This window comes from Gabonia massiliensis (assembly GCF_001403595.1).
Taxonomy (GTDB): Bacteria; Bacteroidota; Bacteroidia; order Bacteroidales; family Coprobacteraceae; genus Coprobacter; species Coprobacter secundus.
The window spans coordinates 1,546,626-1,564,437 of sequence record NZ_LN877940.1; the positions used below are offsets into that span (position 1 = coordinate 1,546,626).

Consider the following 17,812-nt stretch of genomic DNA (forward strand, 5'->3'; position numbering starts at 1 on the left):
GAACCTTATGCTTCGGAGGATTTGCTTGTACAGACGCCCAATGTGTCAGAGTCGTCGGCATCTGTCCGAATTTTGGGTACTGTTAAGAATGAGTCGATGCATACTTATAAAATAAGGGTCAGGCATATAATATATGACAAGAACAGAAATAAGGTATCTGAGAAACTGGATACTTATAAAATAAAACCTGATGCTGCTTTGTCCATAAAAAGAGATTTACCTGAAGTGACGAATCCTTGTTTGTGGTCGCCAGAGAATCCTTATTTATATACGTTGTGTTCTGTCATAGAAGATATTTCTTCGGGAAAGGTATTGCAGCAAACGGAGTCGGTATTTGGTTTTCGATGGTTTAGCGTTGATAATACCGGTTTTTACTTGAATGGTAAGAAAATAAAGTTGCGGGGTGCAGCCCGTCACCAAGATTACGCCGGTTTGGGTATTGCCATTCCTTCGGAAATAAACCGGAATGATATGGAGGCGCTCAAGGATATGGGAGCCAATTTTGTTCGTATCAGCCATTATCCTCAGGATAAGGAGATTTACAGAGCATGCGATGAATTGGGATTGATTGCTTGGTCTGAGATATCGATTGTGAATGAGGTAAAAAAGAACCGGGAGTTTGCCCGTAATTGTAAGGAGATGTTGAAGGAGATGATATATCAGAATTATAATCATCCGTCGGTGGTTATGTGGGGGGCTATGAATGAGTTGTGGGATTATCATCCTGAAGCTCTGGCTTTGGCTCATGAATTGGAACAGATAAAAAAATCCATAGATCCATATCGATTATCGTGTGTAGCTTTTCATGCTTTTATGTGGGAGAAGCCTTATAAACAGGATACGAAAGAAATGTTTCAAATTTCCGATGTAAATGGCGTGAATGTGTATGAGGCATGGTATCATGGAGATTTTTCGACCATAGTTCCTACTTTCGATAAGCTGAGAAGTTATTCGCCGGATCGTCCGATGTTTTTGTCGGAATTTGGTGCTGGAAGTGATGAACGTGTCCATTCTTATTCGCCTCAATGTTTTGATTTCAGTACTGAATATCAGCTTGCTTTTAATCGTGAGTATATAAATGAGATGGAGAAGAGAGATTATTTTATCGGTTACTCTATCTGGAATTTTATCGATTTTCAGGTTGACGGACGGGGTGATAGCAAACCTAATCTGAATCAGAAGGGAATGTTGACATCTGAACGTCGGAAAAAGGATATATATTATTACTATCAGGCTCGTTGGAGTTCTAAGCCGATGATTCATATTTCGGGAGCTGACTGGACTGAACGTATGGAGGTGTGCAATACGGAAGTGAATACTCGTCCTGTAACGGTATACAGTAATCAGGAAGAGGTAGAATTGTTCCATAACCGGAGGTCTTTGGGAAAGAAAAAGGTTTCGGCAGGAGAGGTCACGTTTGATGTACCTTTTATTTCCGGAAAAAACCAACTGGAGGCGGTTGCCGGTATTGAGAAAGATGTTTTGGATATCGATATGACGTTCGTATCTCCAGTAATGAAAGAGAATGTAAAGTTGCTTTCGGAAGGATTGTATATCAATTTGGGGCAAGAACATTGTTATTTTACTGACCCTCTGATTTCTAAAATCTGGATTCCAGATCAGCCCTACCGACAAGGCGGATGGGGGTATGTGGACGGAAAGCCTTTTGATTCATGGCCTGGAAATCCTACACATGACGGGGTTAGAAAAGGTGTAGGTGCTAACATAAAGGATACGGATTTGGAGCCTTTGTATCAGACATTTTTGTTAGGTACGGCACGTTATAGGCTGGATGTTCCCGAAGGGAAGTATGAAGTTGTATTGCATTTTACTGAACCGTTTAATGGAAATGAGCGGAAAGATGGTAAGCGTAGTGGAACAGATGGAAATGGAGACAGGGTTTTCGATGTTTCGGTGAATGGAACAGTGTGTATCTCGAACTTGAATCTGGCTCGGGAATATGGAGAACAGAGGGCTGTTTCCAAAACGATAATAGTGGATACGAATAATGGACTGGAAGTAGAGCTTGTTCCTGTGAAAGGAAAGCCTGTAATCAGTGGATTGAGTATAAAAAAATTGCTTTAGAATGATATAATTGGAGCATATTGCAGTTTTGAGAAAATTGTATCTTTTTATGACAGAATAGTTTTATAGATAGAAAATGAAGAAGATTATTTTTGTCTTTGTAATTTTCGTTGAATCAGGTAATAATACAATATCTATCTAATATGTTTGAAAAATTGAAATATTTGGCTGGGACGATAATGGGGACATTTTTTTGTGTGTCTTTTATGTCTTCGTGTTCAAATCAGTCGTCCCATGTAGTAGCTGAGGTAGTAGAGAGGCCTAATGTGTCGGCAGTGAATGTGAGCTATGCCGGAAATAAGGCCCCTTTACAACCTCAAAATTTTATGAAATTGCCTGTCGGCCAGGTACAGCCGACGGGGTGGTTGAAAAAATATCTTCTTTTGCAAAGGGATGGCCTTACCGGGAAGTTGGGTGAAATCAGTGCTTGGTTGGAGAAAGATAATAATGCCTGGCTGATGTCGGGAGGAGACCATGGCTGGGAAGAAGTTCCGTATTGGCTGAAGGGGTATGGCGATTTGGCTTATATATTGGGTGATACAGCAATGATATCTGAAGCGAAGGTTTGGATTGAAGGGGCTATACGTAGTCAGCAACCAAACGGATATTTCGGCCCGGTAAATGAAAAGGACGGGAAAAAAGAATTGTGGGCCAATATGATTATGCTTTGGTGCTTACAATCTTATTATGAATATTCACAAGATTCCCGAGTAATAGACTTGATGACTAATTATTTTAAATGGCAAATGACTGTTCCTGACGAGCAATTCTTGAAAGATTATTGGGAGAATAGCCGGGGAGGAGATAATTTGTTGAGTGTATATTGGTTATATAATAAGACGGGAGATAAGTTCTTGCTTGATTTGGCTAAAAAAATACACCGTAATACAGCAGACTGGACTAACGATTCTTCGTTACCGAATTGGCATAATGTGAATATTGCCCAATGTTTCAGAGAACCGGCGACTTATTATATGCTTTCGGGCGACTCTGCCGATTTGGCTGCCACTTATAATGTGCATAATCTGGTGCGTCGTATTTTCGGACAAGTACCGGGTGGAATGTTCGGTGCTGATGAGAACGCCCGTATGGGGTACATAGACCCACGTCAGGGAACAGAGACTTGCGGATTTGTAGAGCAAATGGCTTCTGATGAGCTGTTATTATGTATGACCGGAGACCCTATGTGGGCAGAGCATTGCGAGGAAGTAGCTTTTAATTCTTATCCGGCAGCAGTGATGCCGGATTTTAAAGCGTTGCGTTATATTACTTGCCCTAATCAAGTAGTCAGTGACTCGAAAGACCATAAGCCCGGTATTGATAACGGGGGGCCATTTTTGGCCATGAATCCGTTCAGCAGCCGTTGTTGTCAGCATAACCATGCTCAGGGATGGCCTTATTATATAGAACATCTTGTCTTGGCAACTCCCGATAATGGAGTTGCAACGGCTATCTATGGACCATGTTATGCAACGATAAAGGTGGGAGAAAAGGGTGTGCCTGTAAAAATTACGGAAGAGACAATATATCCGTTTGAGGAAACGATACGTTTGAAAATGGAGATGCCGGAGTCGGTGAAATTCCCACTTTATCTCCGTATTCCTTCCTGGTGTGAAAATGCTGAGGTAAAAGTAAATGGCCGCAATGCTGGGGTAAAGGCTAAGAGAGGCAAATATGTCCGCTTGTCAGGGAAATGGAATAACGGAGATGAAGTTACACTTCATTTCCCGATGAAGATAGAAACTGTGTCTTGGCCGACAAATAAAGAGAGTGTAAGTGTGAATTACGGCCCGTTGACCTTTTCGCTGTTGATAAAAGAAGATTACAAGAAAGTGAAGAGTAATGAGAATGCCATTTGGGACTCGAAATGGCAAAAAGATGCGGATGTAGATGCATGGCCTACTTATGAAATATATCCGGGAAGTCCGTGGAATTATGCGTTGTGTGCATCGTCTGATGATTTGAGACAAATGGTTGTCGAAAAGAGGGAATGGCCTTCTGATGATTTTCCGTTTTCTGCGAATTCTGTTCCAATTATAATTAAAGCAAAGGGGTGCAGAGTGCCTTCATGGAAAATAGATAAATATGGGTTATGTGGAGTATTGCCCGATGAAAATTGCAAGCAAAGCGATTCCATAGAGGATATAACGTTGGTACCTATGGGGGCTGCACGATTGAGAATTTCTGCTTTCCCGGTAGCTCATCAAAAATAAAATCGATTCAGAAGTTAGAAGTAAATGTGAGGAAGAGGATGTGCCAGAGTGTCCTCTTTCTTTAGTGTAAATCTCTATAAAATAAAAGTTTATCATGAAAAAGACAGTAACATTATGCTTTTTCTTTATAGTATTGTTTTTCAGCGGACATTTTGATGTATCGGCTGCACTGAATCCTATTAATCCTGTACTACCCGGTGATCGTCCTGACCCGTCGGTAATAAAAATCGGGGATGAGTATTGGGCTATAGTTACGTCGAATGAGTGGAGTCCCTTATTTCCGATTTTTAAATCGAAGGACTTGAATAACTGGGAATTGGTAAGTTATGTATTTCCCAAAGGGGCACCTAAGTGGGCATTGAATAATTTTTGGGCTCCGGAGTTGTCTTATGATGAGACTCAGAACAAGGTGTATGTATATTATACTGCCCGGGACAAATCGTCGAATCGATTGTCGTGTGCCGTAGCTGTGGCAAGTTCTCCGGAAGGTCCTTATAAGGATTTGGGTCCGTTGGTTGCACAAGAACTGGGTTCGATAGATGCGTTTGCGGTACGTGATGAAAACGGGAAGCTGTATTTGTTGTGGAAAGAAGACGGAAACAGTATGGGGCGTCCGACAACCATCTGGGCTCAGGAAATGACGGAAGACCGCAAAAAGCTGGTCGGAGAAATGCATGCTTTGATTGTGAACGATACTCCTTGGGAAGAAGGATTGGTAGAGGGAGTATGTGTGTTCCGAAAAGACGGGTATTTTTATGCTATATATTCTGCTGCGGGCTGTTGTGATAAAAATTGTAATTATAAGACGGGAGTGGCACGGTCCAAAACCTTGTTGGGCAAGTGGGAAAAATATCAGAAAAATCCGATATTGGTTGATAATGCCGACTGGAAATGTCCCGGGCATGGTACGGTTGTAGAAAATGGAGGCGACCTGTATTATCTTTATCACGCTTATAACCGGAATGGCTCGGTATATGTAGGCCGTGAGGGTGTACTTGAGAAAATATACTGGACGGCTGACGGGTGGCCTTATTTCAAAAATGATGCATCTTATAATCGTAAAAACGAGTCGCTCGACTTTACCGATACTTTTACAGGTAAAACGTTAAATCCGTTGTGGCAATGGAGAGTGACACAGAAGATAAAGTTTTCTACGGGGGAGAAAGGATTGTGTCTGTATGCTTCGCATGAGAATAAAGATTTGGGGAGCTTGTTGGTGCAGCCTATAAAGGCTTTGAATTTTACATTGGAGGCAACAGTAGGATTACAAAAGGAACCGGCTGCAGCCGGTATCGCGATTATCGGTGGTGCGAATAATGGCTTTGGTGCACCATTGGCCGGTATAGGTATTTCTGCAACGAAAGAGAAAATAAATGTTTGGAAAACGATAAACGGCGAGACAACGGTTTTGTCGGAAGTAGAGAATCTGAATGGAGAGCAGTCGGATATACGGATGATGGTATCGGATGGTTATAAGCTTGTTTTTTCTTATAAATCGAGTGACGGAAAGTGGATAAAAGCCGGTAATGAAATCGATGCATCTCCCTATGTTCCTTGGGGAATGGGTTTCCGTATCGGTTTAGTTGCAAAGGGGGATAGGAAATGTCCGGTTTACTTTAAAAAGGTATCATTGAAAAACGGCACTGTAAAGCGTCTGGAAGATTATACGTATCAGGATGTGCCTTTTACCAATGTACATTTTACTGATAAATTTTGGGCGGGACGTATCGAGACCGTAAGAAATGTAACTGTGCCTTTTGCTTTTGACAAATGTGAGGAAACCGGCCGTATAGATAATTTTGCTATTGCCGGGAAACTGAAAGAGGGACGTTTTAATTCTCCGTATCCGTTTGACGATTCGGATGTGTATAAGATTATGGAAGGAGCGGCTTATCTGTTGGCTGTGGAGAAAGATCCCGAATTGGATGCTTATATGGATAGCCTGATTTACTTGATAGGGAAAGCTCAAGAGCCGGACGGTTATCTGTATACTAACCGTACGATTAGTAATCCGTTGCATCCTTGGGCTGCGAAACACCGTTGGGAGAATGAGCGTGATAACAGTCATGAGTTGTATAATGTGGGTCATATGTATGAGGCTGCTGTAGCTCATTATAAAGCTACGGGAAAACGTACGTTTCTTGATATTGCCATTAAAAATGCTAATTTGTTGTGTGAAACTTTTGGTCCGGAACCAGGGAAAATAACTGTGGCTCCCGGACATCAGGAGGTGGAACTGGCTTTGGTCAAACTGTACAGAGCTACAGGGGATACACGCTATCTGAATCTGTCTAAATTTTTTCTGGATGCCAGAGGCAAATATGAAGGATATGACAGGAACAGTAAGGACCAGTTTCGTTGCGGAGCTTATTGGCAGGACCATCTGCCGGTCACTCAGCAAGACGAAGCGGTAGGACATGCTGTACGGGCCGGTTATATGTATGCAGCTATGACGGATATTGCGGCCTTGAAGGATGATAGTGATTATTTGAAGGCGGTGGATAAGTTGTGGAATAATGTTGTAGGCAAGAAATTGTATATTACAGGCGGGGGAGGTGCTACACGTCATGGAGAGGCGTTCGGTCGGGATTATGAATTACCGAACAGTACTGCGTATTGCGAAACTTGTGCTGCTATAGCCAATTGTATGTGGAATTTGCGTATGTTTATGTTGCATGGAGATTCGAAGTATATAGATATTCTGGAACGTTCGTTGTATAATGGTGTGTTGAGCGGACTGGAGTTGGATGGCTCTAAGTTTTTCTATCCTAATGTGTTGTCTTGCGATAAAGGAGGTTCGTTGCGGAGCCCGTGGTTCGATTGTTCTTGCTGTCCGTCCAATTTGGCACGTTTTATACCGTCGGTTCCGGGATATGTGTATTCAGTTTCGGACAAAGGCATGTATGTAAATCTGTATGGGGCGAATACTGCTGATGTTGTCTTGAAGACCGGTACGCATCTAAGGGTAGCGCAGTCTACCGAATATCCTTGGGATGGTAAGATAAAACTGGCTGTTGAGCCTGACAAGATAGAGGCATTTGATCTTATGCTCCGTATTCCGGGTTGGGTTCGCGATATGCCTGTAGGTTCGGATTTATATGCTTATACCGATAAGAATATTTCTGTAATTGATATATATGTCAACGGAGAGAAGGTTGATTATGACATGCAGAAAGGATATGCTGTATTATCACGCATCTGGCAAAAAGGCGATATTGTAGAGTTTGCTTTGCCGATGGATGTTCATAAAGTTTTGGCAAATGAGCAGGTCGAAGCGGACAGGGGCTATCTGTCTATAGAAAGAGGGCCTATTGTATATTGTGCGGAATTTGCCGATAATAAGGGTGAGGTTATGAATTTCCTTATGAATGAAAATCAAAAATTCGATGTACAACCGGCTTCCGAAATGTTTGATGGTGTCGTATTGCTGAAGGATACAGATGCCCGACGGATTGTTTCGGAAAATAACTATACGACTATAAAGGAAAAAGAGGATACATTGACGCTGATTCCTTATTATGCTCGTTCACACCGGGGGACAGGAGAAATGACAGTATGGTTCCCGTATGAAGAGAATATTATTCGTCGTCAGTTGATAGATCAGGGACGTATCGTGGATAAAGTAATCATCGGTAATGAAGTTTCGGAGAAAAAACATCAATTGAAGGGCGAAAATACTCATTCGGGAGGTGGAGCTGACTCTTGGCGCGATGCTTCGAATGGAGGTTGGTTTTCTTATGTTGTGAAAGTAGACGGGACGTCTCCTATGGAGTTGGTACTGACTTATAACAGTACAGATGGAGGTAACCGGGAATTCGATATACTGGTAGATAATCGGAAGATTGCAGACCAAAAACTTCGTGCTGAGACTTATAGTGCATTGATAGAAAAGGTATATCCGATACCGAATCATTTAACTCGGGGTAAGAAAAAAGTGGTTGTTAAATTAAAAGCTCTTCCGGGTATGACTGCTGGCGGTATATTCGGTCTGCGAGTGCAGAAAACTCTTAAATGAAAAATATGAAGAGTAAAAAGTTGATTATAGTGTGTGCTTTTTTAGTTGGTGTTTCCGGATTTTCCCTGGCTCGGCCGGGGAAATCCGGAAATATTGTGCATCCGGGAAAGCATGAAATGTATTTCGGTGATACGACTCGAGTGGGGAGACCTTTTTCCAAAGACCCTCATGTCCTGTTTTTTCAAGGTCGTTATTTAATGTATTATTCCATTCCGCCTCGAGAGAATGCTTCAGGTATGCAAGGGTGGGGTATCGGTATAGCGGAAAGTAAAAATTTGAGAGAGTGGAAACGGATAGGAGAGATAGAGCCGGAGGAAACGTATGAAGCTCGGGGATTTTGTGCTCCCGGTGGACTGGTAAGGAACGATACGATACATCTTTTTTATCAAAGTTATGGCAATGGGAATTGCGATGCTATTTGTCATGCTTGGTCGGTAGACGGGATAAACTTTACGCGTGATAGTTCCAATCCTATATTTGCCCCTTCAGGTGATTGGAATTGCGGGCGAGCTATAGATGCGGAGGTGGTCTTTTGCAATGATAAGTATTACCTTTATTATGCTACGCGTACCCCTGATTTCAGTACACAGATTATTGGAGTGGCCACGGCTCCGGCAGGGGCATCTTTTGCTCGTAATTGCTGGACGGAGGCTGCAGATAAGCCTGTTTTGGTACCGGAATATCCTTGGGAGGGAAAATGTGTTGAAGCTCCTTCTGTGGTGCAATTCGGAGAGTGGATGTATATGTTTTATGCCGGGGCATATAATAATAACCCTCAGCAAATCGGTGTTGCCAAAAGTAAAGACGGTATCCATTGGGAGAAGATGAGTAATAAACCTTTTTTGAGCCATGGAGACCGGGATACATGGAATTATTGCGAATCGGGGCATCCGCATATTTTCAGGGCTCCGGGAGGCAAGACCTTTCTGTTTTTTCAGGGAAATGATGATTATGGAAAGAGTTGGCTGTTGTCGAATAAAAGAGTTTGGTGGCATGAAGGAATTCCCAGTCTGAGAAAATAAGATTTTATTTATTGTTAATCATTAATTAAGATTTGTTAATTGTATTTTGTACATTTATTTTTTTATATTTGTCAAAATAACCAGTGTATCATGAGAAAGGTATTATTATCGGCTGTTATAGCCACATTTACTATCCCTATGTTTGCTCAGTGGAAACCGGCAGGGGACCGGATAAAGACAGATTGGGCTGAAAAAATAGATGTCAATAATGTGTTACCCGAGTATCCTCGTCCTATTATGGAAAGGAGTGAGTGGCAGAATCTGAATGGTCTTTGGAACTATTCGATAGTCACCGCCAATCAACAGAAGCCGCAGCAGTTTGACGGTAAAATATTGGTTCCTTTTGCTGTTGAGTCGAGTTTATCGGGAGTAGGAAAGAGTGTAGGTGCTGAAAATGAAATCTGGTATGAACGGGAGTTTACCGTACCTTCTTCCTGGAAAAATAAAAATATTATCTTGCATTTCGGTGCTGTAGACTGGAAGACCGATGTCTGGGTAAATGATGTGAAGGTGGGTTCTCATACGGGAGGTTTCACTCCGTTTAGTTTTGATATAACTCCGGCTTTGCAGAAGGGGAATAACACGTTGACGGTGAAGGTATGGGACCCTACGGATAAGGGATACCAGCCACGAGGCAAACAGGTAAATAATCCGGGGGGAATATGGTATACTCCGGTAAGTGGAATATGGCAGACTGTATGGTTGGAACCGGTTGCGGAGAAGTATATCCAGTTGATAAAAACTACTCCGGATATAGACCGCAATATGTTGACTTTGTCAGTTGCGGCAAAGAATCTTTCGGATGCAGACCGTATTGAGGTTGTGGTATCGGAGGATGGTAAACAAGTGGCTAAGGGGGTATCTATAAACGGATTGCCGGTAGAGATATTCATGCCTAAAGACGTGAAATTGTGGTCGCCGGATTCTCCTTTCTTATATGACATGCAAGTATCACTGATTTCGAATGGTAAGGCTGTAGATAAAGTGAAGAGTTATGCGGCTATGCGTAAGTATTCGACTCATCGGGATTCTAACGGCATAGTCCGTTTGCAATTGAATAATAAGGATTTATTCCAATTCGGACCGTTAGACCAAGGTTGGTGGCCTGATGGCTTATATACGGCACCTACGGACGAAGCTTTGGTATATGATATCCAGAAAACGAAGGACTTCGGGTTCAATATGATAAGAAAACATATCAAAGTGGAACCTGCCCGTTGGTATACGTGGTGTGATAAGTTGGGTATTATCGTATGGCAGGATATGCCGAGTGGGGACAGGAATCCTGAATGGCAAAACCGCCAATATTTCACCGGAACGGAGGTGAAACGTTCTGCCGAGTCGGAAGCCAATTATAAAAAAGAGTGGAAAGAAATTATCGATTGCCTTTATTCATATCCTTGTATAGGGACTTGGGTTCCGTTCAATGAAGCGTGGGGACAGTTTAAAACTCCTGAGATAGCAGAATGGACCAAGGCTTATGACCCAACTCGTTTGGTAAACCCGGCGAGTGGAGGAAATCACTATACTTGCGGGGATATACTCGACCTGCATAATTATCCCGGACCTGAAATGTATCTTTATGATGCACAACGTGCTAATGTATTGGGTGAATACGGAGGGATAGGAATGGTTGTCAAAGGCCATATCTGGGAACCTGATCGCAATTGGGGGTATGTACAGTTTAACAGTTCTGATGAGGTGTTGAAGGAATATGCAAAATTTGCCGAACAGTTGAAGCAATTGATTAAAAACGGATTCTCGGCTGCAGTATATACCCAGACGACGGATGTCGAAGTCGAAGTAAATGGCCTGATGACTTATGATCGTAAGGTGATTAAGGTAGATGAGCAGAAGCTGAAGAAAATAAATGACAGTATTTGTCGTTCTTTAGATAAGTAAGGAAGAGATAGAGTGTAAAACTTTAAAATAGAAACCAATGAAAAATTTAATGTGGGTAGTGGGCCTGGCTTTGTTATGTGCCTGCTCAGGTGGTAAGAATACCACAGAATCACTGACAGCTTCCGGTCTGAAAGAAAGCGATTTCCAAACGGAGGTAGAGGGTAAGAAGACCGATTTGTTTGTTCTTAAAAATAAGAACAATATGGAAGTTTGTATTACTAATTTCGGAGGCCGTATCGTATCTGTTATGGTCCCGGATAAGGACGGTAACATGAGAGATGTGGTGCTGGGTTTTGATTCGATACAGGATTATATAAAATATCCAAGCGATTTCGGTGCTACTATAGGTCGTTATGCCAATCGTATCAATCAAGGTAAATTTACTCTTGATGGTGTTGAGTATCAATTGCCTCAGAATAATTACGGACATTGTTTGCATGGCGGACCTAAGGGTTTTCAGTACCAGATATTCGATGCCCAAAAATTGAATGACCAGGAATTGCAGTTGACTTATGTTTCTAAGGATGGGGAAGAAGGTTTTCCGGGAAATTTGACATGTAATGTGAAATTTACATTGACCGATGATAATGCTATCGATATACAGTATGAGGCTACGACCGATAAGCCGACGGTTGTAAATATGACTAATCATTCGTACTTTAATCTCGACGGTGACCCGACAGGGGATAATTCGGATTATTTGTTGACAATAGATGCTGATTCTTATACTCCGGTTGACAGTACTTTTATGACGACAGGAGAAATATTGCCCGTAGAGGGTACTGATATGGACTTCCGTACTCCTACTGCTATCGGTGAACGTATCAACGATACTGCTTTTGTGCAGATAAAAAATGGTAAAGGATATGATCATAACTGGGTATTGAATACCAAGGGTGATATTTCGAAAAAGGCTGCGTCATTGAAGTCTCCGAAGACGGGGATTGTACTTGATGTATATACTAATGAACCCGGTGTTCAGGTTTATTGTGGTAATTTCCTGGATGGGACATTGACCGGAAAGAAAGGTATCGTGTACAATCAAAGGGCTTCGGTATGTCTTGAGACTCAGAAATACCCGGATACGCCTAATAAGGCTGACTGGCCTACTGCTGTGTTGAGACCGGGTGAGACTTATAAGAGTCAGTGTATCTTTAAGTTCTCCGTCGATAAATAAAGATAGTTACCGCATAGCAAGTTTTAAGATATGATAATCCCCGGTGTCTTTATAATAGGTGCCGGGGGTTATTGTCTATGTGCGGTTTATTTTCTTGATTGTTTTTTCGGGGACAGCAGATAAAGGGAGAGGTGTATATCATACGTCCTTCATATCTCTTTTTAGAGAAGGTAATATTACTTTTTCGGGTGTAAAATTTAGATAAGAAAATAAGAAAAATTTATTGCAATATAAAAAATAAACTGTAATTTTGTGTCGTCTTTAAGGCAAGATATTATTTATGGCGGTTTAGTGTAGTGGCCTAGCACGCATCTCTCTCACGGATGAGACTCGGGTTCGATTCCCGAATCCGCTACTGTATAGCACTCATAGTATGTTATTATGGGTGTTTTTTATTTTTTTAGATACGGCTCTACTCTGAAGAGTGATAATTGTGTATAAAATAGTATATTACTTTAATTTGTGTAATATAGTATGTTATTTTGTATTTTACTAAATTTGTTATAGTGGGAGTTGCCTCGTTACAACGTTATTTATCTGTACTTGGTGACAAGTAGGGTGTTGTGGCTGAGGCAGATTTCCATGATTGGGATACCTCGGCCTTTGTTATACCAGTTTCTGAATTATTGGGAAGGTTCATAGGGGAACAGATATGTTGCTCCAGTTTATTTTGTTTCCGAGAAAGAAAAATATGCTAACAGGAAAAAAAGAATAAGTATCAAAATAAACACGATTATACCCATTCTTCTATTCAACTTGTCATATTGCGAATTTTTGTATTTATTGTTATTTTTCTTTTTCTTTTTTGTGCATTTCATATGTAATATATACCTGTTGAGACGATAAGGATAATCCGAAGAATAGAAAAATTCTATATCCAAAAACCGTCTATTATTTATAAAAAATATTGTTTTATTTTACTATTTTCGGACAAATATAAACAAATTATTTTTAATTATATCAGGTATATATATCTAAAAAAATAAATATAAATATGGTATATTATTGTAAACTATCAGTATAATATTTAATTTATCTATATTTATTTATATATTTAATGGAAATTATTTGAGTAATGTATCTTCTATCAATTTTTTCAATTCTTTTTTTCCCATAACACCTAAAGTCATTGTTTCTTTTCCTTTTACCGGACAGAGTAGTAATGTGGGAATCTTTTCTATGTCGAAAGCTGTTTCCAGTGCCTCTTCTTCGTCTACGTTTATTCGATAGAAATCTACTTTGTCGCTGTATTCTTCGGATACTTCTTCCAAGATAGGATATAGAGCTTTGCAGTAGCCGCACCAGGGAGCATGAAATGTCACTATACAGGGTTTATGCCCTATGTATTTCCAATTATCGGGATATATTTTATAATTTCCTACTTTTGTTACAAATTCAGATGTATTTAAATCGGTAATGTTCATATTTGTAATTTTAAAAATTTGTTTAATTAATTTCTATAGAAGCATTTATAGTTCTTTGTTTTGGACAAGATTCCAATCCGGTTTTTGAATGTTCTATATAAATATAACAGTTTTGTGTTTGCTTTTCTTTTTTTGTTATTTATTTTAAACATTTTTAGAGTCTACATTTTCCAATAAGAAAATATCATCCAGTTATTTTTGCGTTTTCTTTTGGCCTTTTTCCGGTTTTCACTCATCAGATAGTTATTATCCCCCTTTTAGAAACAGAAAAATATCCTCGAAAGAAAAACTCTCACTCCTGACCCGAGCAAAATTCGGGTAGATTCTTAATAAATACTTGATTCTTTATTTGTTTATTTTTATCCCGTTTAGGAGCCAGGTTGTAGGGCATGGTATAAACTGTAATTTGGGTAATATAAGCTGTAATTTATCTACTATTTATTTGAGAAAAATTGTTGATATTTGCATGTATCAATAACGATATAATTGCAGAAGTGATATATTGAGATTTACTAACTATAAAAATAATGTGTAATATGAATAGTTTTGTATATGATATTCCGGTCAAGGTTTATTTTGGAGAGAATCAATTGTGCCATTTGGGTGCAGAGTTGAGCAGATACGGGAAACGAGTGTTGCTGACTTATGGTGGTGGTTCTATAAAAAAGATTGGGCTTTATGATGCGGTTATGGATGAAGTGAAGAAGGCAGGCTTGGAGGTGTTTGAGTTGTCCGGTATAGAACCGAATCCCCGTATTGATAGTGTAAGACAGGGTGCCCAGATTTGTAAGGACGAGAAGATAGATGTTTTATTGGCAGTCGGTGGGGGTTCGACGATAGATGCTACGAAATGGATGGCTGCCGGTGCCTGCGTGGACTTTGATCCGTGGGAGTTTTTCAGTCGCTGGGCTCCGGTAGAGAAGGCGTTACCGATTGTTACGGTTTTGACCTTGTCGGCAACGGGATCTGAAATGGATGCAGGCGGTGTTATCAGTAATCCGGAGACTAAGGACAAGATAGGACGTATGGCCAGTCCATTGCTTCCCAAAGTTTCTTTTCTCGATCCGTCAAACACGTATACGGTAAGTCCCTATCAGACGGCTTGCGGGGCTGCTGATATGATGTCGCATATTATGGAGGTTTATTTCAATATGAGCCAGGACCTTTTTATGCTGGATTGTTTTATGGAGGGAATGATGAGAACTATTATCCGATACACACCGATAGCTATGAAGGACCCGACGAATTATGAGGCTCGTGCCAATCTGATGTGGACTTCTTCATGGGCAATTAACGGGTTTGTCAATGGTGGTAAACAGCAGGCGTGGAGTTGCCATCCTATGGAGCATGAGTTGTCGGCTATCTATGATATTACACATGGTCTGGGACTTGCCATTCTTACTCCGCGTTGGTTGGAGTATTGTTTGGATGAGACAACGGTTTCGAAATATGTGCAGTTTGGAGTGAATGTCTTCGGTATCGATGCTAATCAGGAGCCTATGGCTATAGCCAAGCAAAGTATTGAAAAGTTGTCGGAATTCTTGTTCGATGTATTGGGGTTGAAGCGGACATTTACCGAGGTGGGTATCCGGGTCGAAGATTTTCCTGTAATGGCAAGAAAAGCTTGTGGTGGAGATGTATTACAGGGCTTTAAGCCTCTTGCGCAAAGTGATATCGAGGAGATTTTCAAGATGTGTTTGTAATAAGTGATTAAAAATAGAAAAAGCGGGCTCTTACGTAGATATATAAGTTACTGTATAAAAATCCCTCTGTTTTTACCTTGTATTTTAATGAATTAGGGTAAAACAGGGGGATGTTCTCTTTAGTGCTTCAGCCGATAAGATTCTAAACTTTCAGCTTCCATTTTGAAGCAACTTCATTATTTATGTATTGTTTTAATTTCATTTCAACGAACGCGGCGGCTCGGCATACTTCTTCAAACAAGTTTGAACCTTTGCTCTCGCTTTGCGGTTTGTTTTAAAATTTCTTATTCAAGGCATTCGTCGAGGTCTCGCGTCAATTGTTCTTTGTCCAGATGCTGACCGATAAAAACGATTTTTTGCATACGGTCGCCGTATTTTTCGTCCCAGTCGCGAAACAATCCCGGTTCTTGGCTCAGAAGTTGGATAAGATCTTCTTCAGAAGCTGTGGCATACCAAAGTCCTGCTTCGGTCAATTTTTTTTGTATTCCGGCTTGCTCGAAAAGAAATGACATATCCCGGTTGTGGCTGAAGTAACAAACTCCTTTAGCCCGGATGATGTTGCGTGGCCATTTTGTGGCAATGAAACGGTCGAACTTGTGTATATCGAATGCCGGGCGGCGGTAATAGACAAAAGTCCCGATACCATATTCTTCTACTTCACCACCTTCGGGGTGATGATGGTGATGATGATGGTGCTCGTGCTCGTGCTCTTCTTGTTCATGTTCGTGTTTATGTTCATGATGGTGGTGCTCATGAGCTTTGGTTTCCTTTTCTTCCTCTTCGGTAGCTTGACGCTCTATTTCTCGAATCCATCCTGCTGAAGTTGCTACGCGTTCAAAATTGAACATTTCCGTATGTATAATTTTATCGAGGTCAACATTGGCATAATCGCATTCGATAATTTCGGCTCCGGGTTGTAGTGTATGGATAATTTGTTTGATGCGTTCCAATTCTTCAGGTTGCACTTCGGAGGCTTTGTTCAACAGGATAATGTTACAAAATTCGATTTGCTGTATGATGAGATTCTCGATGTCTTCTTCGTCAATATTCTTACGGGTCAGTTCTTTGCCACAGGCGAATTCGCTTTGCAACCGAAGAGCATCTACCACAGTAACGATACAGTCTAAACGGCAGGTACCGAATTGGGTGTATTCTTTTCCCATACGGGGGATGGAACAGATGGTTTGTGCTATGGGTGCCGGTTCGCAAATACCGCTGGCTTCAATAACGATATAGTCGAAACGGTTCATTTTCAGGATGTCATTGATTTGTTCTATCAAGTCCATCTTCAGGGTACAGCAGATACAGCCGTTTTGGAGAGCCACAAGGCTGTCGTCTTTTTTGCCAACGATGCCGCCTTTCTGTATGAGGTCGGCATCGATATTGACTTCTCCTATATCGTTGACTATAACGGCGAATTTGATACCGCGTTCGTTGGAAAGGATATGGTTGACCAGAGTTGTTTTCCCACTGCCCAGATAACCGGTCAGGAGCAATACAGGTACTTCTTTTGTTTTCATAATTGTATGTGATTTTGTTCTGTAATTATTTCACAGTGTCATTTCGAGTCTCTATGTATGTAAAGAGTACATAGAGATTTGGAATGAGGATAAATCTGTAGAATGCAAAAATAAATAATATCGCTGGAATAATCGAACAAAACCAGCAGATTAACGCAATGGAATTTGAGATTTAAGCAGTTAGGAGAAAATCATGAAAGTTGGGCAGAGGGCTGAAAAGCGTTTCAAAGCGGATTACGGCAAAAGAACAAATTCTTAATCGTTACCCGTTGAAAGTATAGATTTAACAGTCTCCGTTTTATTTACGCCGTTCTGCATTGATTCGCTTGTCGAGGTTTAACTCGCTGATTTATAATTTTGCACTCAAAAAAGGATGAGTATGACAAAGAGCGTATTTCGCGTGCTGTTTTATGCGAACGGCAGCAAGGAGAAGAGCGGAATTGTCCCCATTATGGGACGGGTTACAATCAATGGTACGGTGGCGCAGTTCAATTGCAAGCGGAGCATCGCAAAGGAGCTTTGGGACGCAAAGAGCAACTGTGTCAAGGGCAAGAGCCGAGAAGCAAGGGAAACGAACCTTACGCCTGACGATATCGAGGTACAAATCATCAAGCACTACCAACGCATATCCGACCGTGAGGCGTATGTCACGGTGGAAATGATGTGTAACGCTTATCAAGGGCACCGCTTAAAAAGGGTAAGGGTTTGGGATTATAAACAATGTCAACAGGAGGATAGCAAGTTTGTGTTT

9 protein-coding genes, 1 tRNA gene and 1 pseudogene are annotated in these 17,812 nt (G+C 41.0%); 9 read left to right on the plus strand and 2 right to left on the minus strand.

Features of this window, described 5'->3' with window-relative positions; all coding sequences use genetic code 11:
• The 7 genes from BN2628_RS15850 to BN2628_RS15885 form a co-directional block, all read left to right on the plus strand.
• The coding region (locus BN2628_RS15850; RefSeq protein ID WP_055099904.1) for a glycoside hydrolase family 2 TIM barrel-domain containing protein at positions 1–2,085 on the plus strand (2,085 nt) is incomplete at its 5' end.
• A gap of 143 nt (positions 2,086–2,228) precedes the next feature.
• Complete coding sequence (locus tag BN2628_RS15855) at positions 2,229–4,298, plus strand: beta-L-arabinofuranosidase domain-containing protein (protein ID WP_055099911.1); 2,070 nt, start codon at positions 2,229–2,231, stop codon at positions 4,296–4,298.
• Between the two features lie 94 nt (positions 4,299–4,392).
• On the plus strand, positions 4,393–8,313 hold the full coding sequence (locus BN2628_RS17675) for a beta-L-arabinofuranosidase domain-containing protein (protein WP_257606519.1): 3,921 nt from the start codon (positions 4,393–4,395) through the stop codon (positions 8,311–8,313).
• Between the two features lie 5 nt (positions 8,314–8,318).
• Positions 8,319–9,335: a family 43 glycosylhydrolase gene (locus BN2628_RS15870; protein WP_055100643.1), complete on the plus strand. Its 1,017-nt coding sequence runs from the start codon at positions 8,319–8,321 to the stop codon at positions 9,333–9,335.
• Between the two features lie 90 nt (positions 9,336–9,425).
• The gene (locus BN2628_RS15875) at positions 9,426–11,237 is read left to right on the plus strand and encodes a glycoside hydrolase family 2 protein (protein WP_055099916.1); all 1,812 of its coding nucleotides are present in this window, start codon (positions 9,426–9,428) and stop codon (positions 11,235–11,237) included.
• Positions 11,238–11,274: 37 nt separating this feature from the next.
• Positions 11,275–12,414, plus strand: coding sequence for an aldose epimerase family protein (locus BN2628_RS15880; RefSeq protein ID WP_021930128.1), 1,140 nt, complete (start codon positions 11,275–11,277; stop codon positions 12,412–12,414).
• A gap of 282 nt (positions 12,415–12,696) precedes the next feature.
• Positions 12,697–12,769: transfer RNA gene (locus BN2628_RS15885), tRNA-Glu, on the plus strand.
• A gap of 709 nt (positions 12,770–13,478) precedes the next feature.
• Here the strand turns inward: BN2628_RS15885 and BN2628_RS15895 are convergent.
• Entirely contained in the window at positions 13,479–13,838 is a 360-nt protein-coding gene (locus BN2628_RS15895; RefSeq protein WP_055099924.1) for a thioredoxin family protein, read from the minus strand.
• A 536-nt stretch (positions 13,839–14,374) separates the two neighbouring features.
• Here BN2628_RS15895 and BN2628_RS15900 point away from each other — a divergent pair.
• The gene (locus BN2628_RS15900; protein WP_055099928.1) at positions 14,375–15,541 is read left to right on the plus strand and encodes an iron-containing alcohol dehydrogenase; all 1,167 of its coding nucleotides are present in this window, start codon (positions 14,375–14,377) and stop codon (positions 15,539–15,541) included.
• A 284-nt stretch (positions 15,542–15,825) separates the two neighbouring features.
• Here BN2628_RS15900 and BN2628_RS15905 read toward each other — a convergent pair whose 3' ends face one another.
• Complete coding sequence (locus tag BN2628_RS15905; protein ID WP_055099933.1) at positions 15,826–17,061, minus strand: GTP-binding protein; 1,236 nt, start codon at positions 17,059–17,061, stop codon at positions 15,826–15,828.
• Positions 17,062–17,440: 379 nt separating this feature from the next.
• Here BN2628_RS15905 and BN2628_RS15910 point away from each other — a divergent pair.
• Positions 17,441–17,743, plus strand: a pseudogene (locus tag BN2628_RS15910) (Arm DNA-binding domain-containing protein); the annotation flags it as partial.
• Positions 17,744–17,812 lie beyond the last annotated feature (69 nt).

What these genes read in the sequence shown, in the direction of transcription:
- BN2628_RS15855 (WP_055099911.1), top strand. Translation starts at nt 2,229, where the DNA reads ATGTTTGAAAAATTGAAATATTTGGCTGGGACGATAATGGGGACATTT.
- BN2628_RS17675 (WP_257606519.1), top strand. Translation starts at nt 4,393, where the DNA reads ATGAAAAAGACAGTAACATTATGCTTTTTCTTTATAGTATTGTTTTTC.
- BN2628_RS15870 (WP_055100643.1), top strand. Translation starts at nt 8,319, where the DNA reads ATGAAGAGTAAAAAGTTGATTATAGTGTGTGCTTTTTTAGTTGGTGTT.
- BN2628_RS15875 (WP_055099916.1), top strand. Translation starts at nt 9,426, where the DNA reads ATGAGAAAGGTATTATTATCGGCTGTTATAGCCACATTTACTATCCCT.
- BN2628_RS15880 (WP_021930128.1), top strand. Translation starts at nt 11,275, where the DNA reads ATGAAAAATTTAATGTGGGTAGTGGGCCTGGCTTTGTTATGTGCCTGC.
- BN2628_RS15895 (WP_055099924.1), bottom strand. Translation starts at nt 13,838, where the DNA reads ATGAACATTACCGATTTAAATACATCTGAATTTGTAACAAAAGTAGGA.
- BN2628_RS15900 (WP_055099928.1), top strand. Translation starts at nt 14,375, where the DNA reads ATGAATAGTTTTGTATATGATATTCCGGTCAAGGTTTATTTTGGAGAG.
- BN2628_RS15905 (WP_055099933.1), bottom strand. Translation starts at nt 17,061, where the DNA reads ATGAAAACAAAAGAAGTACCTGTATTGCTCCTGACCGGTTATCTGGGC.